Source organism: Bacillus sp. AFS017336, from assembly GCF_002555445.1.
GTDB lineage: Bacteria > Bacillota > Bacilli > Bacillales > Bacillaceae_G > Gottfriedia.
Genome location: NZ_NUCO01000011.1, coordinates 84935 through 110176, shown reverse-complemented (window position 1 = coordinate 110176; position 25242 = coordinate 84935). Strand labels below are relative to the sequence as shown.

The following is a 25242-nucleotide window of genomic DNA, read 5'->3' as shown; positions in this document are numbered from 1 at the left end:
TTAATCAACAAGTTTTTAGAAAATTTAAAATTCACAATTTATTCAAAAACAGTTTAAATATTGATAAATCAACAATGAAAACCTTTACATTTTTTCAAAATAATTTTTCGACAAAATTTTTCACTTGAAACATTTTTTCAAAAGGATTATCATATGGTTAATTTAAACAGAATTTTCTGTAAATTAAAAATCGGAGGCGAGTAAAATGGCTACTTTACAAATTAATGGAACTGTTAACGAAATCAATGAAGTGTTGAAGGTAATGAGTAATCATTTTGACATTCAAATTAGAGACGAAAAATCCGATCAGGAGTATTCAGTCGATTTCTTAAACGAAGAATGGGAAAATGATTCTTTTGTAAGCGAGATGTTAACTGGAGCTTATAACGATTAAACAGCAATTATTTTATCATATAATAACAAAATGAGGGATCCCAAAAATTAAGGGAACCCTCTTTTTTATTAGTTTAAAAGAAATGGAAACTAATAGTACATTTGAACTATCCGAATAATAGATAACTAACTTTCTTGATTCAAAAAAGGGAACCCTCATAGATCAGTTCCGCTGACTTATGAGAATCCCCAACTAAAATCATTTTTTCAACAAGCCTTCATCCTTCAAAAACTCCTTGGCAACACTTTCAGCAGACTTTCCTTCAACATTTACTTTGTAATTCATTTCTCTCATTTCATCATCTGTTATTTTATTGTTTAATTTATTTAGTATTTTTTCCACTTTAGGATATTTTTCAAGTGTTTCTTGTCTTAAGAGTGGAGCACATTGATATGGTGGAAATAAGTTTTTATCATCTTCTAACACTTTCATGTTATAACTTTGAAGTTCACTATCAGTAGAATACGCGTCGATTATTGAGAGATCACCTCTCTGTATGGCCTCATATCTTAATTTTGGCTCCATCGTTTTTAAATTTTGAAACTTCAGTCCATATAGTTTTTGCAAACCTAAATAACCATCTTCACGATCTGTAAATTCTAAAGTGAATCCTGCCTTTAATTGATTTTCAACTCGGGTTGCATCTGATATCGTTTTAATACCCAATTGTTTTGAAATGTTTTCTGGTACTGCTAATGCATATGTGTCATTAAATTTCATAGGTTCTAAATAAATTAAATTATACTTTTTCGCTAAACCTTTGGCAGCTTGTTCATACACTGCTTTTGCATCATTACTTACGGCCTTTTCTTTTAAAAATGTAGAAACGACAGTACCTGTATATTCTGGATAAATATCAATATCGCCTTTTTTTAATGCATTAAAAACAAATGTCGTTTTACCAAAATTAGGCTTAACTTCAACATTTAAATTTGTTTCGTTCTCAATCATTAATTTATACATATTCATAATAATTTCTGGTTCAGCACCTAATTTCCCAGCGATAACAAGATCTGTTTTATTCCAAGATTTAATGGTTAATGGGGAAAATAATAATGCTAATAAAATAAAACAAATCGTAATTATTCTTAAAGAAAAACTCTTAAAACTCGATTTCTCAATTAATCTTAAAATAAAATCAAATAAAATTGCTAAAAGTGCTGATGGAATTGCCCCTAAAATAATTAGATTCATATCATTTCGGTCAATTCCGAGTAATATTAAGCTTCCTAAGCCCCCAGCTCCAATTAGTGCTGCGATTGTGGCAGTTCCAATAATGATTACCATTGCAGTACGAATTCCAGCCATCATAACTGGCAAAGCTAGCGGTAATTCTACTTTAAAAAGCCTCTGCCTACTATTCATTCCTAACCCGGTAGCTGCCTCTAATAAAATTGGATCAATCTCCTTAATACCGGTATATGTATTTCTCAAGATCGGCAATAATGCATATACACTTAACGCGATTACAGCTGGAATCTTTCCAATACCGACTAATGGAATTAATATCCCTAACAAAGCTAACGAAGGGATTGTTTGGATAACCGCTGTAGTTCCGATTACAAATTCTGCAAGACCCTTTTTCTTCGTTAAGTAAATTCCAATCGGTACAGCTAAAAGAATTGCAATGATTAATGCAAATACTGAAATTTGAATATGCTCTAACAAAGCTGTTAATAATTGTTCTTTTCTATTTGCAAGAGTCGTTGTAAATGAAGAGAGAATCATCTTAAATCCCCTCCTTCAATACAGCTTTACTACGATAGTTGTCTATAAATTGTTCGACGAATGGGTTAATTGGATTATTTAACACTTCATCCTTCGTACCTACTTGAACTAATTCACCTCCGTGCATGATCCCTATCCGATCTCCTAAATAAAATGCTTCATCCAAATCATGTGTAACGAATAGGATTGTTTTATTGATCTTAGTTTTTAATAGATTCAAATCTTTTTGTAATTGCAATCTTGTAATTGGATCTAATGCACTAAACGGCTCATCCATTAGTAATAGGTTTGGATTTCCTGCTAAAGCTCTCGCTACACCTACACGCTGTTGCTGCCCACCTGATAATTCCGAAACTGATCTTTTACTAAATTCCCGCGGATTTAATTTTACTAATTCAAGTAATTCTACAACTCGAGCTTTAATCTGCGCTTTACTCCATTTTTTCAATTCCGGCACTATTGAAATGTTTTCTTCGACATTCAAATGTGGAAATAAAGCAATTTGTTGAAGTACATATCCAAAATCTCGCCTCAACTTATGTTCATCATAATCTTTAATATTTTTATCATTATAAAAAATTTCTCCATCTGTCGGCCTAATTAATCTATTTATTAATTTAATGGTTGACGTTTTTCCACATCCACTTGGTCCAATCAAAACAAAACATTCACCTGCTTGAATTGAAAATGATAAATCTTGAACTGCATAATTTCCATTTGAAAACTTAAAAGATACGTCATGAAATTGAATCATTCTAGTCCTCCCTTTTTAAGATACTTATTAATATATATAGTTAGAGGACAAGTTTTCTTATGCTTTAAGTAGAAAAAATTAGGACATATGAAATTTGTGAGGATTTGTAGTCGCGTAGTTCAATGGATGGAATTTATAGTTTAATAGTAACTAATTCAAATTTTTTAAGTCTAAGTGATAACGTCAATCATACCTCTGCAAAGTAAAGGATTTTGTTGGGTAATTATTGTTTTATAATGGGGAATATTAGAAATGCTGATATAAAAGGCGCATCTTAAATTTTATATTCTAAAATAAAGAGCGGCTCAAAAGTCAAACTACTTTTGAGAACGCTCTTTTTAATTTTTTAAAACTGTTTAACTAAAATAGACGGTTTCAATTCACTTATATTTTTTTGTCCCGATAAAGCCATCGTTAGATCAAAATCAGCTAAAATATTTTTCATTACTTGCACTACTCCATTTTTACCCGCAAGTGCTAAGCCATACATATATGGTCTGCCAATTAAAACTGCATCAGCACCAATTGCTAATGCTTTATATATATCTGATCCTCTTCTAATGCCACTATCCATTAATATTGGCAATCTACCTTTTAACTCATTACATATATTTTCCAATGCATCTAAAGTACTAATTGTTCCATCAACCTGTCTTCCACCATGGTTCGAAACGACAATGCCATCCATACCATATTCAAGCGCAAGCATCGCATCATCCTTGTGTAAAATTCCCTTTAATAAAATAGGTAATTTAGTTTGACTTCGTAAAAATGATAAATCATCCCACGTTAATGAAGGATTACCAAATAATTTTGTCCATAATAGAATGGCAGATTGTGGATCCTCCTCAGGTGTACTCTTTAATCTTGAGAGAAACACAGGATCTTCTAAATAGTTACCAATACCTTGTCCTTGTAAAAACGGTAAATAGGCATTTTCAATATCTTTCTCTCTCCAACCCATGATTGAAGTATCAAGTGTAATAACAATTGCTTCGTACCCATTAGCTTCAGCTCGTTTAATCATACTTGCTGCAATTTCCATATCACTACTACAATATAATTGATACCATTTCGGAGCATCTCCTAATACATTTGACACCTTTTCCAATGAATAAGTTGATGCTGTACTAGTTATATAAGGAATTTGCAATTCAGCTGCTGCTCTAGCAGCTTCAAGTTCTCCCTCTGGATGTGCAATAGATTGCACCCCAATTGGAGCAAATAAAACAGGCGAATTATATGTTTTACCAAATAAATTTATACTAATATCACGCTCAGCTACATTTCGTAGCATTCTCGGTACAATTTTCCACTTATCGAATGCTAATCGATTATCATTCATCGATCGCTCACTACCCGCGCCACCCGCTATATAATAAAAAGGCTCCTCTGCTAATTTCTCTTTAGCTAACCTCTCTAAATCTTCGAATCTAACAGGTATCTCACTTTTCTTTCCACTACTATATACTTGCAATTGAATATTATTTCCGAAATTATTAATTCGAAACACATCCTTAAAAAATATTGTAACCGTTTACATATTCTAATTTATATCTGATAAATCCTTTAATTTTCGTAATAAACCATTCGACATTTTATGTAATTTGTAAAATAGCTCTTTCATCTGTTTGTTTAAGATCACTTGAAGCGCTATTTTTTCACATTACAAATCTACAAAACTTGCATTAATCCTTTAATTTACAATTTTAAATAAAATAAGTATACATGCGTCATTTTAGGGCTAATATCTTTTTTCATTTCAAGAGTGAATAAAGGTAAAAGATCTTTGCCATAAAACAGATGTTTTAATTTGTTCTTTAAGCAGTATAATTACAATCGGCCTATACTCACCTCTCCATCTCTTAGCAAAGTAAAAAACAATCACAAATTCCAGTTAATTAAGAAGTAAATTCTTACGCTTGAATGATTAATTTGTTCTTAAATATTGTAAATTCGTGTACAAATAGAATAAGTTAATTTTTTTAACATATAAGGATCTTGGAATGATTGTGGTTTATCAATACATTTTATAAGAGTTCTTATTTAATAGGAGAGATTGTAGAGAAATTTTAATAAATAACAATCAAACCTTTTTATTTTTTAGGATATTAAAATACTAAGGTGGTGTTAGTTTGAAGCACTCCGATTGGATAAAACTAAGTGTTAGACTAGCTTACGAAAATTTATTAAATAAAAATGGTGGGCCATTTGGGGCAGTAATTGTAAAAGATGGGAAAGTAATTGGTGCCGGTGTTAATGGCGTAACAACTTTAAATGATCCAACTGCACATGCTGAGGTGCAAGCCATTCGAAATGCATGTCAGAATTTAGGAACATTTTCCTTAAAGGATGCTGTTTTATATACTAGCTGTGAACCATGTCCAATGTGTTTAAGTGCTGCTTACTGGTCTAGAATTTCAAAAATATATTATTTTTTCACTAAAAATGATGCTGCGAAAATTGGATTTGATGATGCACATATTTACAACGAACTTTCTCTTCCTTATGAAGATCGAACGATTCCAAGTGAACAAATAATAATTAGTGTAAAAGATGATGAAAACCCTTTCAAAGTTTGGGCTAATGATGATATCCATGTAAATTATTAAATAAAATTCAAAAAGGTTGCCTATTAGCATTTAATGGCAACCTTTTTGGTTTATAAAATTGTGCAAATATTAGTCTAATTTTTGGTCTTGATCTGTCGGTTCAATTTCCACTAAATTTAAAGAATCAACTTTTTCCTTCTCAATCTCTTTCCATATTTTATACTTTTCAATATCTTTATTTAATTGTTTAAAAGTATAAGCTAAAATTGTTGCATCATCTAGAAAACCTAACCCTACTATAAAATCAGGTATTAAATCAAACGGACTTACAAAATAGATTAATGCACCAATTACAGTTAAAATTGATTTCGTTGAAATATCTCGATAGCTGCCATTAATATATGCTTTAAATAAATCAATAAACAAATTGACTTTTTCCCAAGCTTCACCAAGTGCTCCTTTTTTAGTAGGTGCTAACTTTGCTGCTTTTTTCAATAAATGAGTGGATTTTTCTTTATTTCCTAAATAGGAAGAAGCCTTCTTGAAGTATTTTTGAAAAAATTTATTTTTATTTAACTCAGACATTCTTTCTCCTCCCTTTTTTCTATTTTATCAAATATGAATAGAAGATAAAAGTACGAAAAAAACCACTAATCAAAGGATTAGTGGTTTCAGTTATTAAAATTCGTAATTACATTTTGTATAAAGATTCTACTTGCTTTTGTAAATCTTTATTATCTAAGAACTCATCATACGTACACTCTTTATCAACTAAACCGTTCGGTGTTACTTCAATGATACGGTTTGCAATTGTTTGAATGAACTGGTGGTCATGTGATGTAAATAATGCAGTACCTTTGAATGCAATTAAACCATTATTTAATGCTGTAATTGACTCTAAGTCTAAGTGGTTAGTCGGATCATCTAATACTAATACGTTCGCTCCACTTAACATCATTTTTGAAAGCATACAACGAACTTTTTCTCCCCCAGAAAGTACAGAAGCTTTTTTCATTACTTCTTCTCCTGAGAATAGCATGCGTCCTAAAAATCCTCGTAAGAAGCTTTCAGACTCATCTTGTGGAGAGAATTGACGTAACCATTCGATTAAGTTCATATCACTTTTTTCAAAGAACTCAGAGTTATCTTTAGGGAAGAATGCTTGCGAAGTTGTTACACCCCATTTAAATGAACCAGAATCTGGCTCAATTTCACCCATTAAAATTTTAAATAAAGTTGAAATTGCAACATCGTTTTTACCAACGAAAGCAATTTTATCACCTTTATTTACTGTAAAACGCACATTATCTAATACTTTTTCACCATCAACTGTTTTTGTAATTCCATCAACAGTTAATAAATCATTTCCAACTTCTCTCTCAGGCGTAAATCCAACGAATGGATAACGACGAGATGAAGGTCTGATGTCATCAAGAGTAATTTTATCTAAAAGTTTTTTACGTGAAGTAGCCTGTTTTGCTTTAGAAGCATTTGAGCTAAATCGTGCAATGAATCCTTGAAGTTCTTTAATTTTCTCTTCTTTTTTCTTATTAGCATCAGACATTAATCTTTGAGCTAATTGACTTGATTCATACCAGAAATCATAGTTACCAACATAAAGTTGAATTTTACCGAAATCTAAATCAGCCATATGTGTACAAACTTGATTTAAGAAGTGACGGTCATGGGATACTACGATAACTGTGTTTTCAAAGTTAATTAAGAAGTTTTCTAACCATTGAACAGCTTTAAGATCTAAGTTATTCGTAGGCTCATCTAGTAAAAGAATATCTGGTTGACCAAATAATGCTTGAGCAAGTAAAACTTTTACTTTTTCTCCAGCTTGTAATTCGCCCATTTTTTTATAATGTAAGTCTTCAGTAATACCAAGACCCTTTAATAAAATGGCAGCTTCTGATTCAGCTTCCCAACCATTTAATTCTGCAAACTCACCTTCAAGTTCTGCAGCTTTCATGCCGTCTTCTTCAGTGAAGTCTTCCTTCATGTAGATTGCATCTTTTTCTTTCATTACTTCGAATAAACGAGTATGACCCATAATAACAGTTTGAAGAACTTCAAACTCTTCATACTCAAATTGGTTTTGTTTTAATACTGCAAGACGCTCACCTGGTGTTACAATTACATCGCCTGTTGAAGGCTCGATATCACCAGATAAAATTTTAATAAACGTCGATTTACCCGCACCGTTCGCACCAATTAAACCGTAACAGTTACCTGGCGTAAATTTTATATTAACATCATCAAATAATTTTCTGTCCGCAAAACGCAAACTAACATTAGAAACAGTAATCATATTTATTTTATTCCTCCAACTCTTTTGCTCTACTCTTTACAATACCATATTTTAATAAGAAATTAAATTTTTTCTAAAATAATTTCAAAAACAATATCCATTTTTTACAAAAAACATACATTCATTAGTTTTTCATCTCTTTCTTAAAAGTGATATATGAATAAATTGTCGGAACCCCGACTAATAAAATAATCAATGGAATCACAACCATTCCCTTGTTGCCCACCGGAATCAAATAAAGCAATAAGAAACATAGTCCAATGATCATAAATAATCTACCACTAACGCGATGTGTTTTTTTCCAAACATTTTCGCTACTTAATGTCCACGGTGTACGAACGCCTATAAAATAATTCGAACGAACATGTGGCATATAATTTCCAAGAAACATAAACAAAAATCCAATAAATAAAAAGCTCATCTGCCCAATACGAATGTTATAACCTAAACCATAAAATAAAACACTCATATTAATTAAAAAGAAAATAAATAAGATTCCTGTTGCCATAAAGGATAAGCTTTTTTGGAAAAATTTATAATTCTCTTTTCTAGGATCGATCTTTGGTGTAAATACTGGTAGTAAATAAACAAAAATCATAATGATATGCAACTCAATAAAAGTTTGTATTTTCGAATCGTAATTATTAACATGACCTGAAAAATCCCAATGAACAGGAAGTTGACTTGGTAGATCATGAAAGTTAACGATCCATAATACTAGTGAACAAATAAAAAGTAAAATTGCTATTATATGTTTTTTCAAGATAAGTCTCCTCCCATTTATTTTTCTTTAAAACTATACGCCCAACTAATAATTTCTTGAAAAACTGTCATATTTAAAGAATAGTTAATAAACTGCCCTTTCTTTTCATCTTGGATTAACTGGGCCGACTTTAAAATTTTAAGATGTTGAGAAATACTTGGTTTTGACATATCGAATTGTTCTGAGATTTCTCCGGCAGTTAAATCGTTCTCTTTTAATAAATCTAAAATTTTCCTTCGCGTTGGATCCGAAAGTGCTTTAAATAGTTCATTCACATTTCACACCTCAAATAAGATTTAGTATTTAGTTAATTAACTAAATACTAAAATCTATTTATGCAATTGTCAATTATGCTAAAATTAGTACTATATTATTTTGTTTTTAAATGGTTTCTATATAAAATAAGAAATTAAAAGATTAGAGGGTTTAAAATGGCAAATAAACTATATTATGAACAACCAACATTAAAAAATTGGATTACTAAAATTACAGAAATAAAAGAAGTTGATTCATTATTTCATATTAAGCTTGAGGATTCTACATTTTATCCTGAGGGCGGAGGGCAACCTTCAGACTTCGGTACAATTGATGGATTTGAAATTGTTGAATTATTAGAGGATCATGAGGAAGTTATTCATGTTTTAAAAGAAAAACCAACTAAACTGGAAGTAAATTGTGAAATAAATTGGGATCGCAGAATTGATCATATGCAGCATCATAGTGGCCAGCATTTACTTTCTGCTACAATTATCGAATTATTTGATATCCCTACAGTTAGTTTTCATTTAGGAAAAGAGACCGTTACGATTGATTTAGATACTCCTTCTCTTTCTGCTGATCAATTAATTCAAATTGAACGAGCAGTTTATGGAAAGATTCTGGCTAACGAAAAAATTAAAACCTACTTTGTTAATAAAGATGAATTAAACTCGCTTCAGCTACGCAAATTGCCTAAGGTTGAAGAGAACATAAGAATTGTTGAGATTTTACATACCGATTTATCTGCATGCTGTGGTACTCACGTAAAGCAAACTGGTGAAATTGGCTTAATAAAACTAATTAAGACTGAGAAAGTTAGACAAACAACACGACTTCATTTTAAATGTGGCTACAGAGCACTAGAAGAAATTCAAAAAACTAGTAAAACATTAGCAAATATTAATCAATTATTGAATTCACATTCTGAAATCTTAGTCGATAAAGTTGAGCAAACGATAAACGAATTAAAAGAAGCACAAAAAGAAATCGAAAAAATGAAAGCGACTATTTTTGAGTCAATTTCTAATGAGCTACTATTAAGTGCAACAAATGATATTGTCATGAAGTCCTTTAAAGAAGAGTCAGTAAAAGACTTACAATTACTTGCAAAAGCAATCCAAGCTAAAAAACCGTCATTACTTGTTTTATCAAGCCTAAAAGAGAATAAATTATTAGTAATTAATCAGCTTAAAAATGATGTTCATTGTGGTGAGCTAATCAAAAATTTACTAAAACAAGTTGAAGGTAAAGGTGGCGGGGGTTCTCAACAAGCACAAGCAACATTTGAAACTTCACTTCTATTAAATGATGCAGAAAATTTAATAAAAAGTATTCTTTATCCTCAAGTAAACGCATAAGTGAGATTTAAGTAGAAGCAATCGCTTCTACTTTTTTATTTTTATTTAGATTTTACATAGTCTTTTTATACTATTGATGCGATAATAGAATTTGTCGAATAATATTTAGGGTAGATGGGGAGAAATTTATATGTGGAAAAACCGCAACGTATGGATTGTGTTGTTCGGTGAATTTGGGGCTGGTATAGGTCTATGGTTCGGAATAATCGGAAATTTAGAATTTATGCAAAAACATGTACCTTCTGATTTCTTTAAATCGTTAATTTTATTTTTCGGTTTGTTAGCTGGTGTATTAGTTGGTCCATTATCAGGCCGTTTAATTGATCAATTTTCAAAGAAAAAGATTTTATTAATTAGTGGATTAGGTCGTACTTTAAGTGTCGTTCTTATGTTTTTTGCATTAAAGTATGAAAGTATTATTTTCATGGTTTTATTTTTAATTATGCTACAAATTTCTGCTGCTTTTTATTTCCCAGCGCTTCAAGCGGTTATTCCAATGATTGTGAAAAACGAACAATTATTGACATTAAATGGGATTCATATGAATATTTCTACAATTTCTAGAATAGCTGGAACATCAATTGGTGGGGTTTTAGTTGTATCTACGAGTTTATCAAATATGTACGGTATGAGCATGATCGCTTACGCATTTTTATTTTTAATGACCTTCTTTTTACGAATTGAAGAACCAACTAGTAAACCAATAAATGTGAATAAGCAAAAAAAATCGAAAGAAGATAAAGGATTTTCAGAAGTATTTGCACTTATTAGAAAAAGTCCAACAATATTAAATTTATTTATTTTGAATCTGATTCCTGTTTTATTCCTTGGTGGATTTAATTTAATTGTAATTGAAATAAGTGATCTTCAGCATGACCCTTCAATTAAGAGCCTGATCTATACAACTGAAGGTATCTCTTTCATGATTGGTGCATTTGTCATTAAACGCTTAACAAAAAGGTTTACTAATAAACAGCTATTATACTTTTCAACATTTTTAGTAGCCTTTGCACAACTTACACTATTTTTTGCGAATCACCATTATATGACATTGATTTCATTTGCAATTTTCGGATTCTCAGTTGGATGCTTCTTTCCTGTTTGTTCAACAGTTTTCCAAACATCAATTGATAAATCATATCATGGACGACTTTTCTCATTTAGAAGTATGTATGACCGAGTAACTTTTCAAATCGTACTTTTAGGCACTGGCTTATTTTTAGATACGATTGGTTTACGCTATATGGTTTTAATCTTTGGAACTATTTCGTTAATCATACTTACTAGATTATTATATGTTGAGAAAAAATCTAAAACAGAATTTATTAATAAGGATCAAAAAATATCTGTATAATTGAAAAAAGTATGAATTCAAGTTGAATTCATACTTTTTTTTAATAACCATATGTAGCTAAAAATTCATTCACGCTTGAATACAAAGTCACTACTTCCCACTTTCGTTCAAATTCATAGGCTGTACAAACTTCCCCTGATTCCTCATTAATAAAGATTACATCATCAGTCTCATCGTCAAAACCGATTATTAACCAATTGTCATTCCATTGTATTTTTTTACTTAAGTCTTTTTTTGCTTCGCTTACATCTTCTTCTTTAATAAAATAAATTGTCATATTTTCATTAGAAACTTCTTCTATGCCAAGACCTTGAATTCTTGAATACCATTCGTTTTGCATTTTTACTCCTCATTTCCAAAAAAGAAAGCCTGTATCAACAAAGTGATAACAGGCTAACTGTTTTACTTTTGTGCTTTTTTTGATTCAGATAAATTTGACTTATCTTCATAGTTCGGTTGTTTTTGACTTGAGTTATTTTTTCTTCCACCATTCCCACGACCCATTTCATTCGCCTCCTTAAATTGTCATAAAAATATTTTATACAAATTAAAGAGGACTATCCCATGAAATTAAAGTAAGAAAAAATAGATAACAAATTGAATAAATAGGATAATCCAATAACCGAAAACAAATTTTGGATGTTTTGTTTTATGCCTAAAATAATACATCCCTAATATTGAACCGATTGATCCTCCTATAATAGCAAATAAAAATAAAATACGTTCAGGAATTCGCCATGCTTTTCTTTTTGCCCTAGATTTATCGATACCCATGATCGCAAATGAAACGATGCTAACTATTACTAAATAAAAATTAAAATACCCTACCATATGGACCTCTCAAACCCACGTTTATTTTGAAATTTTTGCTGTTTTGCTACGGGTTGTTTGTATTAAATCATTTACATTCAGTTGGAGTTGTATACCTATTTTTCCTCCACTAACAATAATCTCTTCTAAATTATTAGCAGATTCCTCAATAAATGTAGGATATTGCTTCTTCATTCCTATTGGTGAGCAACCACCTCGAACATATCCCGTATTAGCTAAAAGATCCTTAACCGGTAATAATTCTACTTTCTTTTCTCCAGCAGCCTTTGCAGCTAATTTTAAATCTAATTCTTTTTCAACAGGAATGACAAATACATAAATTGCTTTAGATTGACTAATTGAAACAAGTGTTTTAAAAACTAATTCTGGATCTTTGTTTATTTTAGATGCAACTGAAACACCGTCAATCTTACCATCATTCGATTCGTAATTTAACGTTGTATAAATTACTTTTTTTGAATCTAAAATTCTCATTGCATTTGTTTTACTTACAGCCATTTTTACTCCTTTCAAAGCTTCAACATAATTTTAAGCAGAGATTGATTGCTTTTTATTTCGTTTTTTAAGCTTTTGTTCAATTGATTTCATAAACGGCGTAGTTGACACAGCAAATACGATACATGCTAGCCAAATAAATGAAAATGATACAAAATCTTTCTTTGAAAAACTTTCATTATATAATAAAACCCCTATTATCAAACTAATAGTTGGCGAGATAAATTGCAAAAATCCTACATAAGTATACGGGATCAATTGTGCAGCTTTCCCGAAAAATAATAATGGAATGATTGTTACTAAACCTGCACCTACTATTAATAATTGCTCGGCTGGGGCACTATGAATCAGTCCCGCCTGTCCTTTAGATGATAGATATCCAAAGTAAAATAAGGCAACAGGAAAAACTAATAGTGTTTCAATTGTAAGACTTAAAAAAGCATCGATATTAAGGATTTTCTTTAATAAACCATAAAATGCAAAAGTTAATGATAAAACGATCGCAATGATTGGTAAAGTCCCTGACATAATTGTTAAATAGACTACTCCAATTGTTGCTAAGCAAACTGAAACAATTTGCCAAATTGATAATGACTCTTTTAAAACGATTACACCAAGTATAATACTAACTAATGGATTAATATAATAGCCTAAACTCGCATCAAGAATATGATTTGAATTGACAGCCCAAATATAAATTAACCAATTTGAACTAATTAATAATGAAATAGCAATCATTGAAACTAATACTTTTTTATTACTTACAACTTGTTTCCAAGTAATTTTAAATTGTTTTAATTTTTTTGTAAGAAGAATGAAAAGTAGTAAAGTTACAAAAGACCATATAATACGATGTGTTAATATTTCAAAAGGTGAAATATCTTGAATTAGTTTCCAATAAATTGGTAATACTCCCCAAACCACGTATGCAAGTACACCGTACAAAATCCCTTTAAGTGTGTTGTTCATTCTCTCCCAGCTTTCTATTCATTATTAATGTGCTATATCAACCTTTTTTTCTTCTGATTGCTCAGACGGTAGAAAAAAGACGAAAATAAACGTAATGATACTAAAGACCACCATAAATAAAGTAATGATTTCAAAACCAGCTGTTACTGCTTTAACCGTTGATAAATGATTGATTTGATTTTGAGCACCTAAAACTAATTTATGGCCATTCAATACTTCGGATGTCTTTATCGTAAAAATGGTACCTAAAACAGCAACCGAAATTGTCTGAGAAAAAGTATTTAAAAATGAATTTGCAGCAATTGCTATCCCCCTTTGATTCATTTCGACAGCAGAAGAAATTAGAATCATATAGATTGGGAAGGATAATCCAAAGCCTAGGCCTAAAAATGCATTAAATGGATAAAGTAATACTTTTGAATCGTGGAAAATGTTCATCCCTAATGCACCGATTATACATAAAAAAGCACCTAATAAGATGATACTCTTTGCTTTCATTTTCTTTATTAAACGACCAGATAAAAATGAACCTAATGTCCAAGCGAATGAAAGTGGAATTAACATTAAACCAGATTCCGTTGCGCTTAATCCAAACACACTTTGATTATAAACAGGTAAATATACTTCAATCGATATTAGAAGTGCGTGTGCAATAAACATAGCTGCATATGTAACGACTAAATTTCGGATTTTGAAAAGAGAAAGTGGTAATAATGGTTCCTTTGCTCTTGTTTCAACAAAAAGAAATAATGCAAATAAAATAATGGCAAATGCAAATAGAAACATTAGATTTGGAGAAGTCCAGTTATGTTGCTCTCCGCCTACTACTAAAGCATATAAAGCAGATAAAGTACTTAAGATAAAAAGTATTGAACCTAAATAATCTATCGAAATAGCATTTTTACGCTCAATTTTTTGATGATAATATTTCCAAAATAGAATAGTAGAAATGATACCAAATGGAAAATTAATAAAAAAGATATAACGCCAAGAAATGAAGTCTACGAAAAAGCCACCTACTAATGGCCCAATTACACTTGAAACTGCCCACACCGCGCTAATATACCCTTGAACTTTAGCTCGTTCCTGGTAAGGATACAGATCGCTTATTACTGTCATCGTTAAAGGTAATGCAGCTCCTGCACCTAGTCCTTGAATTGTGCGAAATAAAATTAATTGCCCCATATTTTGCGAAAAACCACATAATACTGAACCAAAAATAAATAGAATAATCCCAAACATTAATAAATTTTTACGACCAAATAAATCCGATAGCTTCCCATAAATCGGTGTCGTAACAGTCATTGCCAACATATAAGCCGCAAAAATCCAACTCATCAGCTTAACACCAGATAATTCTGTCGTAATGGTTGGTGTAGCAGTTGTAATTATTGTCCCTTCAATAGCAGACAGGGTAACAGCTACAAGCAACCCTATTGTTACCAACTTTCGATTGGTTTCCATAATATACCCCCGTTCTAAAGCAGTGATCAGAAAAGCCCTTTCCCTATACTGCCTTAAAAATAATAGAAGCTCTAATGGAGCTTCTATTATTTCTTAGCCTACTTTTTCCAATTTTCTTCTATAAATTCATCTCTACCAGACATAGCTCTGTCTTCTTTATAGTGTTTTGGATTTTTTTTATGATAGTCTTGATGATAATCTTCAGCCTCATAAAAAGTAGATGCTTGTAAAATTTCAGTGACAATCGGTTTCTTAAAAATATTACTTTGAATTAATTTTTCTTTTGATTCCATTGCTTCATTAAGCTGAGATTCATTATGAACAAAGATTGCAGCTTTGTATTGTGAACCTCTATCTTGGAATTGACCGTCTGGATCTGTTGGATCAATTTGCGGCCAAAATAATTCTAACAGTCTGTTGTATGAAAATAATTCATCATCAAAAGTAATTTGAACTACTTCATAATGACCTGTAGTTCCCTTTTTAACTTCTTCATACGTTGGGTTTTCTAACTCTCCACCCATATAACCTGAAACAATACCATGTATACCAGGTAAATCCTCAAACGGTGTTACCATACACCAAAAACAACCACCAGCAAATGTAGCTTTTTGAATCATTTTAAATCCTCCTTACAATACCTAGTTTACATAATATTATTATGTAAAACCCACATATTTCTTTAATCTTATCTTATCTCTTTTAAATGAATTTTTAAATATTTTAGCTCAAAATAAAATCCGTTTTTTTATTCGTATTTGAAGTTTAGTGAAAACATTTAGCTATCAATAAATATGTATAAGGACAATTACTTATTGAAATGGCTCTGTTATTAAGTTTTTTGATTTTTACTTTTTCATTATTTATAAAATTTTTCTATATGTGCCCAATGTATATAGTTAAAAGTATATGGAAATTAACTAAATAGACGATTTAAAGGAGATGAAAATGTGAAAGTAGAGCTACTTACATTTTTAATAGACTTTGTTATAGCAGCCATACCAATACTATTAATTGCATGGCTAATTTGTTTAATCTTTAAAAAGCATCGAAAAGAAGTTCTACTTGGTGCTCTATCCCTAGCTCTTCTATCTTCTTTTGTTCAGTTTTATAAATCATTCGATACAAAAAGTTTTATTAACAGTATTACATCAAAAAAAGAGACAAAGAAAGAAACAGATAAAGAGTTACAGAAAGAGCAATCTCAAAAATCTGTAGAATTTAGAGATTTAGAAAAAGGTAGAATTGAGAGAATCATCATTGGGATACAACAGAATGACCCATCATTTTTAACACAAGAGGTTCATAAAGAATTTTGGGATATTTTAGAAAGTCATGGTGAATTATCGGAGAACCAGATAGATGTTATAAAAGAACCATATATTAGTGCTACAACAGAAATGGGGTATTTTTATGAGGATGCCATTATCTCATTAAATAGTAAAGAGCCGTTTATTTCAAATAAAAGAAAAGATCATGAGTCCATAATGTTAGGAGAAGGGCTTATTACGCAAGAAAAACTAAATAAGAATCAACAAATACTTGAGAAGATTGCAAAAAGAGAACCTGTTTCTGTCCCAGGGAATGATGGAGAATTTGTGCTGGATGAGATTCAGATGCAAGTCATAGCTAGTCGTTATAATAGAGCAGTGTTTAATATTGAAGATTTGTTTACAAAATAAAAAAGAAGCAGTGTGTTACCCATTGCTTCTTTTTTGATTGCTTTTATTGTTACACTTTCGATTTCTTTTTCTAGGTAATCAAAGTTTTGTGTAACTTTATTTTTAGACTAGTGAAATTGAATTGAACTTCTTTAAATGTCGTAGCAATACCTACTAACTGATTTGTATTTGTTTCTAACTTCACGTACAATTCTCTTTCACCATTGTCGGAACGAAGACAATCTTCAGCAACCATTTTATAATGGTCTTCACGGTGTTCTCTATGTTGTCGTTCATAGCTGCAATTTGGTCTTTGTGACTAACTAACACTACAAACATAACCCATAACTTAAATAGACATGAAGATTACAAAGATCATGATAATGCTAAAAAGTAACATAAAAGGTTTATAACCCTTAGTTATAGCATTGATTATTTTCTAGACAACTCCGATTTGTTGTTCTGGTGTCATACTGCGACTACCTCCCTATCTAAAACTAAAATTGTAATTTTTCGCAGTACGAAATATAAAGCTCAGTAGACCGGCTATAAACGTCGCTCTATTTTTATTTGGCTAAATATCAACAATTTTCTTTAACAGAGCCATTGAAAAATAAAGCCTGTACCTAAGTTTATAAGTAATTATTTATACAGGATGTAATTTTAATTATCACCCACGTAACTGAGTTCCGTATAACTCAAAGAAAAAGATAGACGATAAGTCGATCTTTTTCTTCAATTAAAGTATGTGTTAGTTTTATAAGAGATAACATTTTATTACATAAAATTTCTTAGTTAATATCCATTTTTCTGGTTGTTATACGAAGGGAAATAAAAAAAGGTAGGAATACTAGCATTTTTCAATTAACTCTTTATTTAGAATTTGGTCAATGTTTTTGAATTCCCAATAGGGAATTTCCAGTAAGCGAATGTTGTTGGCTTGGCAGTAGTCGCGTTTAATTTGGTCACGTTTTTGTACACCTTTTAAAATTCTTTCTCCTTTTTCCTTGTCATATTTATGGGCAAAATACACTTCATAATGTTGGATTCCTTGATATTCAATTAACAATAATAAATGATTTCCTATGAAAATGGCAAAATCAAAAGGTAATGTTTTTTTATTTTTACAATCATCAAATCTATATTGTTTGATATATTTGATTCTATTTTCGTCTAACCATTTATTAATAGCCTTTTCACCTTTTGAAGCGAAACATTTTATACACCTCGTACCATTTAAAAAACTATTGGGAACGATTGAAAACAAATAACCACACGTATTATGTTTCATATCAACTTTGGTTAATGCATTTTTGTATTCGCTGATCACTTCATATTCATTTCCAACAAGCTTGTAAACCTCTTCTAAAAATTCCTCATTAGTCTTTTTAGCTTTTCCACTACATTTAATACATCTACTTCCCTTTAAAAAATCGAGTGGATTAACTTCTATCAGATTGTTACAAATCTTATGTTTCAATGTCACTTTTGTAAACGTGTTTTTATATTTACTCACCACTTCATATTCATCTTTAACGATATTATAAATTTTATCAACAAATTCATCATGGGAAATGCTTCGTTGGTCTATTAAACACAGTTTACATTGTTGACTATTGTGTAAAAAAGAAGAAGGGCGAACTTTTATCTTTCGATTACATTTCGTATGTTTCATTTCAATGGGAGTGTGACCATTCACATATTCTCCTACAATTTCAAATTCATATCCTACTAAAGCAAAAACTTCTTTTTCAAATTGTGCATGCCCTTTATTTGAATTGCTGGCACAGTTATAACAACGTGTACCAAATAAAATATTTGATGGTAAAACATCAAATTCATAACCGCATACATTATGTTTCATTTTTACTCTTGTTCTATTATTTTTGTATTCACCTAAAACTTCATATTCGCCATCAGTTAGTTGATAGATTTCTCGGATAAATCTTTCATGTGATTTTGTGTTTTTTTCAGCTGCTCTTTTTCTCCCGCATTTTTTACAACCTTGACCTCTTAAGAATTCATTTGGATTGATGGAAAAGATTTCTCCACATGTGTTATGTCTCATTTGAACTTTTTTATTACTTTTTTCATATTGACTTAAAACGTCATATTCACTTCCGGCTTTCATGTTCACTTCTGAAACAAATTGTTCATGTGATTTGGTATATTTTTTTACCATTTTTTCTTTGAAACATTTTTTACATCTAGTGCCACTTAAAAAACTATGTGGAGTGGTTAAATGAATGGTTCCACATTTTGTATGTTTGATTTCTACTTTTGTTTCCGTATTCACATATTGACTCAGTACTTCATACTCATTCCCCACTAAACGAAACACCTCTTCAAGGAATTGGTAATGTGTTTTTGTTTGTTTCTCGGTTCTATTTTTTATTCCACATTTTCTACATCTATTTCCTCGAAAAAAATCAGTTGGAGTAATGGAAATAATTTCACCACATTTATGGTGTTTCATTTGTACTTTGGTTTTACTGTTTTTATATTGACTAATAACTGAAAATTCATTTCCAACTAATTCAACTATTTCTTTTACAAATTGTTCCTGAGTTTTTTTCATGTTCCCGCTACATAATGGACATTTTCCACTTCTCATAAAGTCATATGGAATTTTTTCAAAATGACGATTACATGTTACATGTTTTATTTCTATTTTCGTTTTCGATGTTTTGTATTGACCAATTATTTCAAATTCATTTCCAACAAAATTAAAAACATCTATAACAAATTCTTCATGTGTTTTTTTTCTAGACATTATAAATTTTCCCTTCCTTTTTGAGAGAACAAAAAGTTAGGCAAATCTCGCCCAGCTTTGTTGTTACTTGGTTTAAAAGTTTAGTGTCAATTTGATTATTTGTTATTTTAACCGTTGTTTTCTTCAACTATTGCGTTATTAATCATCAAATATTATCTCATAATATATCAATTAGTGTAATTGGGGGTATTTTAGTTTTTAGCAAACCAAACTGCCATTTTCTTACATAAGTATTCGTATATTTTACAGTTAAACCTGGATAAACTAGAACAATAGCAAAAAATGTTTAGGCTTTTAAAAAAATAAGAAGAATAATGGCTTAAATGAAACAAAAAATGCAGTTGAAAAGAATTTGATTAATGAAAGAGAATTAAGCGAAAGATATAAAAACAATAAAAGCCTATTTCGACATTAAATCTACAGGAGACGAAGTATGGAGTGTTTATGTAGAAGATAGAAATAAATCATTCGTTATTTTTATTATTTAAATTGCATAACAAGTCAAGTAGAAGTAGGTCCGGCGAAATAAAAAATAGGAATTTAGACTACAGACTTTAGGATTGTTTCTTGAATCATTGCTATGTTTGGAAAAATAAAGATAAAAAACAAGAAAACCCTAGTCAATAATGTGACTACGGTTTTTATGTTTTTATTTATAGTATTTGTCTTTAACAATAAGATACGATTGATTAACGTTTGAATATGGTTTAATAGAACTTATTTTATTGTCCCACTCTTCTACACTATAAAATGTTCCAAATTTATCTTTGTAAATAGTAATATGAACTGATTTATTTTGATTAGTTAATTTTCGGATGTCTTTTGCTGCATAAGTAGCACGTGCATTAGTTAGATTTCCAGACACTGAATTATATGGCCCCTTGTATTTAATAAATGAAATAACTAACCATTTAAATCCTGATTTTGAGGAAAAATCATATTGTTTTGCTAAAACACTTGCTTCTATTGGTTTCATATAATAATCTTCAATCTGCATACTATACTGATTTGTGCCATAGTTCGAACGGATGAAAGCACCATTTAATGATCCACCTGTAGGAGGAGTTGCAATTACAGCACTTCCTTTAGGAACAAACACATTAAAATACAAAAACATTACAAGGAAAAGTAGAATTACTTTTGATTTGACTAATACTTTTTCCACTATCAAATACCTGCTTTCTCATTTTTTCCAACAATACATATTTATGGTAATTTATTATTGGTAATTAGAGACGGCTAGCTATTGACAGTTTTGTGATGATTAGATGAATTTTCCTTGAACAAAAATGAAACAAGATCCAACACTAAGAGAATGCTTTACTAAAAAAACGATAAAAAAACAGACATAAATTGTCGTTACAAATGACAATTATGTCTGTTTTCTTACCAATTTTACGCAGCAATTGATTTATTATGCTTTATGATTCTAGTTCCAACAAACAACCAAATTACAAATAATAATAAAATAAGTTGTGGAATGATGCTTTCTAATGATGGATAGATCCCTAGTTTAGGCACTGTTGGAAAAATTGTACTCATATGGTCAGGTAAATAGCCGATTCCTTGTAATGCGTGTATACTTTGACCAATAAATTTAAACGTTAAGTAATAAATACATAAACTTGCAATTGTGAAAAATGGTTTTAATGGAATGAATTTACTACCTTTAAGGATGAATACTCCAATAATGACTAGTAAAATGATTCCGCCAGCAAAACCAGCAATTAATTCTTTCGCTGTAATTGAAGAGCTCATACCGATATAAAATACAACCGTTTCAGCACCTTCTCTAAATACTGCAAAGAATGAAAGTAAGCTTAGTGAAAGTATTCCCCCACCAGCAATAGCTGCCTTTGCTTTTTCTTTCATCTTATTACCATATTCTTGTTGACGAGATTGCTTATGTAGCCATAAACCAACCGTTAACATAAAGATAATAGCAATGAGTCCAGAAACTCCTTCAATTAATTGATTACTAATACCAGCAGATATTTTAGATAATAAGAATTGGAATAGTAAACCTGCTACTAAACTAGCTAAAATACCAAAAGCACCACCAACAAAAATCCATTTACGTGCTGATTCTTGCTTTCCTTTTGATACTAATGCAAGTAAAGCAGAAATAATAATTAATGCCTCTAAACCTTCACGAAAGACAATTGTTCCAGCATCAAACATCGTATATGATGTTTTTTTAGTTGCTGAGTTTAAATTGGTCTGAATTTGTTTTAATGTTTTCATCGTTGTAGCCGATTTAGGCTTTTCAGTTAACTGAGTTAAAGCAATTGATGTATCATTTTCAATCTGCTTATACAAATCCATTGAATTTGCTTGAACCATTACCTCTACATAAGGCCAGTCTTGAATAAATTGATTAAATGTAGCTTGTGCTTTCTTTACATTATTTGACTCTAAAGAACTGATTGTTTGATTTAATAGATTAATTGCCTTTTCAATGCTAACTTCTTTTGATGATTTGCTACTTGGATTATTCAATACATCAATTAATTTAGTAAAAGAATCGTTTACTTTTGTCGTTGATGGTTGATCTGTAAACAAAACCGATCTGGAAGTGATCATATTCGCTTCAATTGAACCATAAAATCCGCTGTTTGCTTTTCTAACATCGTTTTCTACTTTAGACCATTCAATTTCAAAAAGCTTATACTCTGATTGTGCATCAGCCCATTTTGATTCATTTGATAATGTTTTAACATTATTTAAATGAGCGACTAGTTTACTAAGATTAATTTGTGAAAGATCTTTTTTATCATTCGTATTTTCGATCCAATTTTCTGTTTCAAAAGCGATTGAACGCACATCATCTTTTACTGTTGTTAAATCATTTTGATCAATATCCTTAATCGCCTGATCAACAAGTTTATTTAATTTTGACGTTTTCTTTTCATTTTTAATTAAATCTTTAATTGCTAATAAATCTGTTTTTACTTTATCTTTTTCACCATTTTTAACTTCTGTTAATGAATTACCAATATGTGAAAGTACTTGTTCTTGTACATCAGTTTCAGCGAATGCTTTATTAAACGGACTAACGATCAAACTTAAAAATAGTAGACTTATAATTAAAAGTATATTTTTTTTCATGCAATTCACCTAAAGTAATCCTTCGCCAATATAGCTACCATTTTTGATTCCTGGAAAACATGCAAAAACTGCACTACCATTATGTTCAATATACTCATTCAATAAATCCATTTTTGCTAACTTATCCTGTAATGGAATAAATTGTTTTTCTAAGTCTCTTTGGAAACTAACAAATAGTAAGCCCGCATCTAGTTTTCCTGTTTGAATATCAAGTCCGTCAGTATATGAATAAGATCTTCTTAAAATTTTAATGTTTCCTTTTCCTTTAGCTAAAGCAACGTGTGAATCAGCAGGAATTAATAATTTCCCGTTATCATCTGTTTTCTTTAAATCTAGTTTTGCAAATTCATTCTTTTCACCAATTGGTGCACCAGTTGCTCTGTGACGTCCAAATGTTTGTTCTTGATCTTGCAAAGAACTACGATCCCATTCTTCAACACGAATACGGATACGTCTTGCAACAAGATACGAACCACCTGATAACCAAGCTGGTCCATCGCCATTTTGTACCCAAATATGAGTATTCATTTCTTTTTCATCTTTTGTATCTGGATTTCCAGTACCATCCTTGAAACCCATTAAGTTTCTAGGCGTACTACCAGATGGATCAGCACCTGATGAACGTTGGAATCCATGTTGCATCCACTTCAAGCTTACAGTTCCACGACCAATGCGAATCAAGTTTCTTACGCCATGGAAAGCAACTTGTTGATCGTTTGCACAAACTTGAACAACGATGTCTCCACCGTTCCATTCCTCTCTTAAGTCATCACCAGGGAAATGAGGTAAATCTTTTAATTGAGATGGTTTTCTTGATTGAATTGATAGTCGATCAAAAAATGAAGGACCTACACCAAATGTAAACGTAAGCTTCATTGGTTGTAGACCTGTTGCTTCACCAGTATCAACTGGAGGAGATGTCGGAAATTCAGAATCACCAATTTCTTTTCCTTCACTCATTAATGAAGCTGCTTCAGTCCATTTTTTAAACATTGTTTTGACATCTGCTTTTGATGTAGTCTCTAGTTTGAATGACGCCAAATACATAAAATCTTGAGCAGGAGTTGTAATCCCTTGTTGTTGTTTTCCATAAAAGGGAAGAATCTCCTTTGCATCCGCTTTTGCAGGTGAAAAGAAATTAGTTACTTTATCAGTAGCTGCTTCAATTCCTGTAGCACCAATAAGTAAGCCTGCCCCTCCTACTCCAATCAATTTTAATGCATCTCTTCTAGAAACTTTATTCGTTTCTAATTTTTTCATATTATTTTACCCCTAATGTTGACCCAACTTGAGAAATTGGTTCTGCTAATGCATCTACTTGTTGAGCTAATTTTTTCACTTCATCTTCTTTTAACTGTTTGTAATCAACGTACTGATCACCTTTTTTGTAAGTATTTAACGTTGTCATTAAATCATTAAAACGATTTTCAATCGTTGAAGCTAAATCAGCATCTTTTGCTTTTAATTTTTCAGATAATAATTGAACAATTTTATCTGAACCTTCTACGTTTGCAGCAAAGTCAGCTAAATCTGTATGAGAATATCTTTCTTCCTCACCAGTTACTTTTGAAGATGATACTTCATTTAATAGTTCTACTGGACCTGTTACAAATAATACTGGATCAATTTTAGCCGTTTCTACTTTTGCTCTTAAATAATTAGCATCCGTCATTAACTGTTCTGTATATTTTTCAAGTCCCTTTGTAGTATTTTGAACCCAAAGTACTTGTTCGATTTTATGGAATCCAGTCCACTCATTAGCAGGAACATCACCTTCACGAGCATCGATTTTTGGATCCAAATCACCGAATGATTCTGCTACTGGCTCAATTCTTTCGTAATATGAACGACTAATCGGATATAATCGTTTTGCCTCAGCCATGTTTCCTTTATTTACTGCGTCTACAAATTTTTGAGTATTCGCTACGAACTCCTCTGTTTGTGATACAACAAATTCTCTATAATTACTAATCTCTTTATCTAAGTTAATTTTTGCTTCTACCTTTGAATCTTTTTTAACATTACTAGCTTCTTCACTTTTTTGTGCACAACCTGCCATCATTAAACTTGTAGCAAGTGAAATTGCGATTATTGTAGTTTGCTTCTTCATAAAAATACCCCCGAAAAATCTAAGTTAAGTATATGTAAGTGATATTGATAACTATTATCAGTTATTATCATAATACAATTGATAAAAATTTTCAATTAGAAATTAATAAAAAATACAATTTTAGTTATTTGAGAGTTATGTATTGGCCCAACCTAGATTATTAAATCGATAACTTTTACCTATTTACAAATGAAAAATGACTGAAGTATAGCTCAGTCATTTCTCGGTGTTGAAATACAATCTAGTCAATATTGAAAAATGAATCGAAGTCACTCATGATCCATTCACGCGATAGTAATATAATGTGAAAATGAAATTTGCTTACTCAAGTATGGCTTGTGAGTATGTAAAATGGA

The 25242-nt window shown here is 30.7% G+C and carries 22 protein-coding genes and 1 pseudogene; 5 read left to right on the top strand and 18 right to left on the bottom strand.

The window, feature by feature from the left end:
- Nucleotides 1-205: 205 nt before the first annotated feature.
- On the top strand, nt 206-394 hold the full coding sequence (locus tag CN601_RS05480) for a hypothetical protein (RefSeq protein WP_098120825.1): 189 nt from the start codon (nt 206-208) through the stop codon (nt 392-394).
- 198 nt (nt 395-592) lie between these two features.
- Here CN601_RS05480 and CN601_RS05475 read toward each other — a convergent pair whose 3' ends face one another.
- From CN601_RS05475 to CN601_RS05465, 3 genes and pseudogenes are all read right to left on the bottom strand, one after another.
- Nucleotides 593-2122 (bottom strand): ABC transporter permease/substrate-binding protein, encoded by a 1530-nt coding sequence (locus CN601_RS05475; RefSeq protein ID WP_098170382.1) that lies wholly within the window; start codon nt 2120-2122, stop codon nt 593-595.
- Nucleotides 2123-2165: 43 nt separating this feature from the next.
- Nucleotides 2166-2876: pseudogene (locus CN601_RS05470) on the bottom strand (ABC transporter ATP-binding protein); the annotation flags it as partial.
- A gap of 346 nt (nt 2877-3222) precedes the next feature.
- On the bottom strand, nt 3223-4353 hold the full coding sequence (locus CN601_RS05465) for an alpha-hydroxy-acid oxidizing protein (RefSeq protein ID WP_257131621.1): 1131 nt from the start codon (nt 4351-4353) through the stop codon (nt 3223-3225).
- A 658-nt stretch (nt 4354-5011) separates the two neighbouring features.
- Here CN601_RS05465 and CN601_RS05460 point away from each other — a divergent pair.
- A complete protein-coding gene (locus tag CN601_RS05460) occupies nt 5012-5488 on the top strand; it encodes a nucleoside deaminase (protein WP_098170380.1) in 477 nt (158 codons plus the stop codon).
- Nucleotides 5489-5557: 69 nt separating this feature from the next.
- Here CN601_RS05460 and CN601_RS05455 read toward each other — a convergent pair whose 3' ends face one another.
- The 4 genes from CN601_RS05455 to CN601_RS05440 all read right to left on the bottom strand — a co-directional run bounded on the left by CN601_RS05455 (nt 5558) and on the right by CN601_RS05440 (nt 8780).
- Complete coding sequence (locus CN601_RS05455) at nt 5558-6013, bottom strand: YkvA family protein (RefSeq protein ID WP_098170379.1); 456 nt, start codon at nt 6011-6013, stop codon at nt 5558-5560.
- A 106-nt stretch (nt 6014-6119) separates the two neighbouring features.
- Nucleotides 6120-7742 carry an ABC-F family ATP-binding cassette domain-containing protein gene (locus CN601_RS05450; RefSeq protein ID WP_098170378.1) on the bottom strand — a complete coding sequence of 541 codons (1623 nt, stop codon included), beginning with the start codon at nt 7740-7742 and terminating at the stop codon, nt 6120-6122.
- A 124-nt stretch (nt 7743-7866) separates the two neighbouring features.
- Entirely contained in the window at nt 7867-8505 is a 639-nt protein-coding gene (locus CN601_RS05445; protein WP_098170377.1) for an SdpI family protein, read from the bottom strand.
- 17 nt (nt 8506-8522) lie between these two features.
- Complete coding sequence (locus CN601_RS05440; protein WP_098170376.1) at nt 8523-8780, bottom strand: autorepressor SdpR family transcription factor; 258 nt, start codon at nt 8778-8780, stop codon at nt 8523-8525.
- 156 nt (nt 8781-8936) lie between these two features.
- Here CN601_RS05440 and CN601_RS05435 point away from each other — a divergent pair, with 156 nt between their 5' ends.
- Together CN601_RS05435 and CN601_RS05430 are read left to right on the top strand one after the other, a co-directional pair.
- Nucleotides 8937-10121, top strand: coding sequence for an alanyl-tRNA editing protein (locus CN601_RS05435; protein WP_098170375.1), 1185 nt, complete (start codon nt 8937-8939; stop codon nt 10119-10121).
- 130 nt (nt 10122-10251) lie between these two features.
- Complete coding sequence (locus tag CN601_RS05430) at nt 10252-11475, top strand: MFS transporter (protein ID WP_098170374.1); 1224 nt, start codon at nt 10252-10254, stop codon at nt 11473-11475.
- Nucleotides 11476-11515: 40 nt separating this feature from the next.
- Here CN601_RS05430 and CN601_RS05425 read toward each other — a convergent pair whose 3' ends face one another.
- From CN601_RS05425 to msrA, 6 genes are all read right to left on the bottom strand, one after another.
- Complete coding sequence (locus CN601_RS05425) at nt 11516-11815, bottom strand: SMI1/KNR4 family protein (protein ID WP_098120836.1); 300 nt, start codon at nt 11813-11815, stop codon at nt 11516-11518.
- Nucleotides 11816-12045: 230 nt separating this feature from the next.
- Complete coding sequence (locus tag CN601_RS05420) at nt 12046-12306, bottom strand: DUF1294 domain-containing protein (RefSeq protein ID WP_098120837.1); 261 nt, start codon at nt 12304-12306, stop codon at nt 12046-12048.
- A gap of 21 nt (nt 12307-12327) precedes the next feature.
- Nucleotides 12328-12804: a Cys-tRNA(Pro) deacylase gene (gene ybaK, locus CN601_RS05415; protein ID WP_098170373.1), complete on the bottom strand. Its 477-nt coding sequence runs from the start codon at nt 12802-12804 to the stop codon at nt 12328-12330.
- A gap of 30 nt (nt 12805-12834) precedes the next feature.
- Nucleotides 12835-13770: an EamA family transporter RarD gene (rarD, locus tag CN601_RS05410; protein ID WP_098120839.1), complete on the bottom strand. Its 936-nt coding sequence runs from the start codon at nt 13768-13770 to the stop codon at nt 12835-12837.
- Nucleotides 13771-13794: 24 nt separating this feature from the next.
- Nucleotides 13795-15234, bottom strand: a complete 1440-nt coding sequence (locus CN601_RS05405) for an MDR family MFS transporter (RefSeq protein WP_098120840.1) — start codon at nt 15232-15234, stop codon at nt 13795-13797.
- A gap of 98 nt (nt 15235-15332) precedes the next feature.
- Nucleotides 15333-15851, bottom strand: a complete 519-nt coding sequence (gene msrA / locus CN601_RS05400) for a peptide-methionine (S)-S-oxide reductase MsrA (protein ID WP_098170440.1) — start codon at nt 15849-15851, stop codon at nt 15333-15335.
- Between the two features lie 333 nt (nt 15852-16184).
- Here msrA and CN601_RS05395 point away from each other — a divergent pair, with 333 nt between their 5' ends.
- On the top strand, nt 16185-16916 hold the full coding sequence (locus CN601_RS05395) for a hypothetical protein (protein WP_098170372.1): 732 nt from the start codon (nt 16185-16187) through the stop codon (nt 16914-16916).
- 829 nt (nt 16917-17745) lie between these two features.
- Here CN601_RS05395 and CN601_RS05385 read toward each other — a convergent pair.
- The 5 genes from CN601_RS05385 to efeO all read right to left on the bottom strand — a co-directional run bounded on the left by CN601_RS05385 (nt 17746) and on the right by efeO (nt 24886).
- Nucleotides 17746-19668 carry a PDDEXK family nuclease gene (locus CN601_RS05385; RefSeq protein ID WP_098170371.1) on the bottom strand — a complete coding sequence of 641 codons (1923 nt, stop codon included), beginning with the start codon at nt 19666-19668 and terminating at the stop codon, nt 17746-17748.
- A gap of 649 nt (nt 19669-20317) precedes the next feature.
- Nucleotides 20318-20833: a hypothetical protein gene (locus tag CN601_RS05380; protein ID WP_098170370.1), complete on the bottom strand. Its 516-nt coding sequence runs from the start codon at nt 20831-20833 to the stop codon at nt 20318-20320.
- Nucleotides 20834-21063: 230 nt separating this feature from the next.
- Complete coding sequence (locus CN601_RS05375; protein ID WP_098170369.1) at nt 21064-22776, bottom strand: FTR1 family iron permease; 1713 nt, start codon at nt 22774-22776, stop codon at nt 21064-21066.
- Between the two features lie 9 nt (nt 22777-22785).
- The gene (efeB, locus tag CN601_RS05370; RefSeq protein WP_098120844.1) at nt 22786-24036 is read right to left on the bottom strand and encodes an iron uptake transporter deferrochelatase/peroxidase subunit; all 1251 of its coding nucleotides are present in this window, start codon (nt 24034-24036) and stop codon (nt 22786-22788) included.
- A 1-nt stretch (nt 24037) separates the two neighbouring features.
- Nucleotides 24038-24886, bottom strand: a complete 849-nt coding sequence (gene efeO / locus CN601_RS05365; RefSeq protein WP_098120845.1) for an iron uptake system protein EfeO — start codon at nt 24884-24886, stop codon at nt 24038-24040.
- Nucleotides 24887-25242 lie beyond the last annotated feature (356 nt).

Coding starts and splice junctions, on each gene's coding strand:
- efeB (WP_098120844.1), bottom strand. CDS start 24,036: ATGAAAAAATTAGAAACGAATAAAGTTTCTAGAAGAGATGCATTAAAA.
- CN601_RS05405 (WP_098120840.1), bottom strand. CDS start 15,234: ATGGAAACCAATCGAAAGTTGGTAACAATAGGGTTGCTTGTAGCTGTT.
- rarD (WP_098120839.1), bottom strand. CDS start 13,770: ATGAACAACACACTTAAAGGGATTTTGTACGGTGTACTTGCATACGTG.
- efeO (WP_098120845.1), bottom strand. CDS start 24,886: ATGAAGAAGCAAACTACAATAATCGCAATTTCACTTGCTACAAGTTTA.
- CN601_RS05450 (WP_098170378.1), bottom strand. CDS start 7,742: ATGATTACTGTTTCTAATGTTAGTTTGCGTTTTGCGGACAGAAAATTA.
- CN601_RS05480 (WP_098120825.1), top strand. CDS start 206: ATGGCTACTTTACAAATTAATGGAACTGTTAACGAAATCAATGAAGTG.
- CN601_RS05430 (WP_098170374.1), top strand. CDS start 10,252: ATGTGGAAAAACCGCAACGTATGGATTGTGTTGTTCGGTGAATTTGGG.
- CN601_RS05435 (WP_098170375.1), top strand. CDS start 8,937: ATGGCAAATAAACTATATTATGAACAACCAACATTAAAAAATTGGATT.
- CN601_RS05420 (WP_098120837.1), bottom strand. CDS start 12,306: ATGGTAGGGTATTTTAATTTTTATTTAGTAATAGTTAGCATCGTTTCA.
- CN601_RS05425 (WP_098120836.1), bottom strand. CDS start 11,815: ATGCAAAACGAATGGTATTCAAGAATTCAAGGTCTTGGCATAGAAGAA.
- CN601_RS05475 (WP_098170382.1), bottom strand. CDS start 2,122: ATGATTCTCTCTTCATTTACAACGACTCTTGCAAATAGAAAAGAACAA.
- CN601_RS05455 (WP_098170379.1), bottom strand. CDS start 6,013: ATGTCTGAGTTAAATAAAAATAAATTTTTTCAAAAATACTTCAAGAAG.
- ybaK (WP_098170373.1), bottom strand. CDS start 12,804: ATGGCTGTAAGTAAAACAAATGCAATGAGAATTTTAGATTCAAAAAAA.
- CN601_RS05375 (WP_098170369.1), bottom strand. CDS start 22,776: ATGAAAAAAAATATACTTTTAATTATAAGTCTACTATTTTTAAGTTTG.
- CN601_RS05385 (WP_098170371.1), bottom strand. CDS start 19,668: ATGTCTAGAAAAAAAACACATGAAGAATTTGTTATAGATGTTTTTAAT.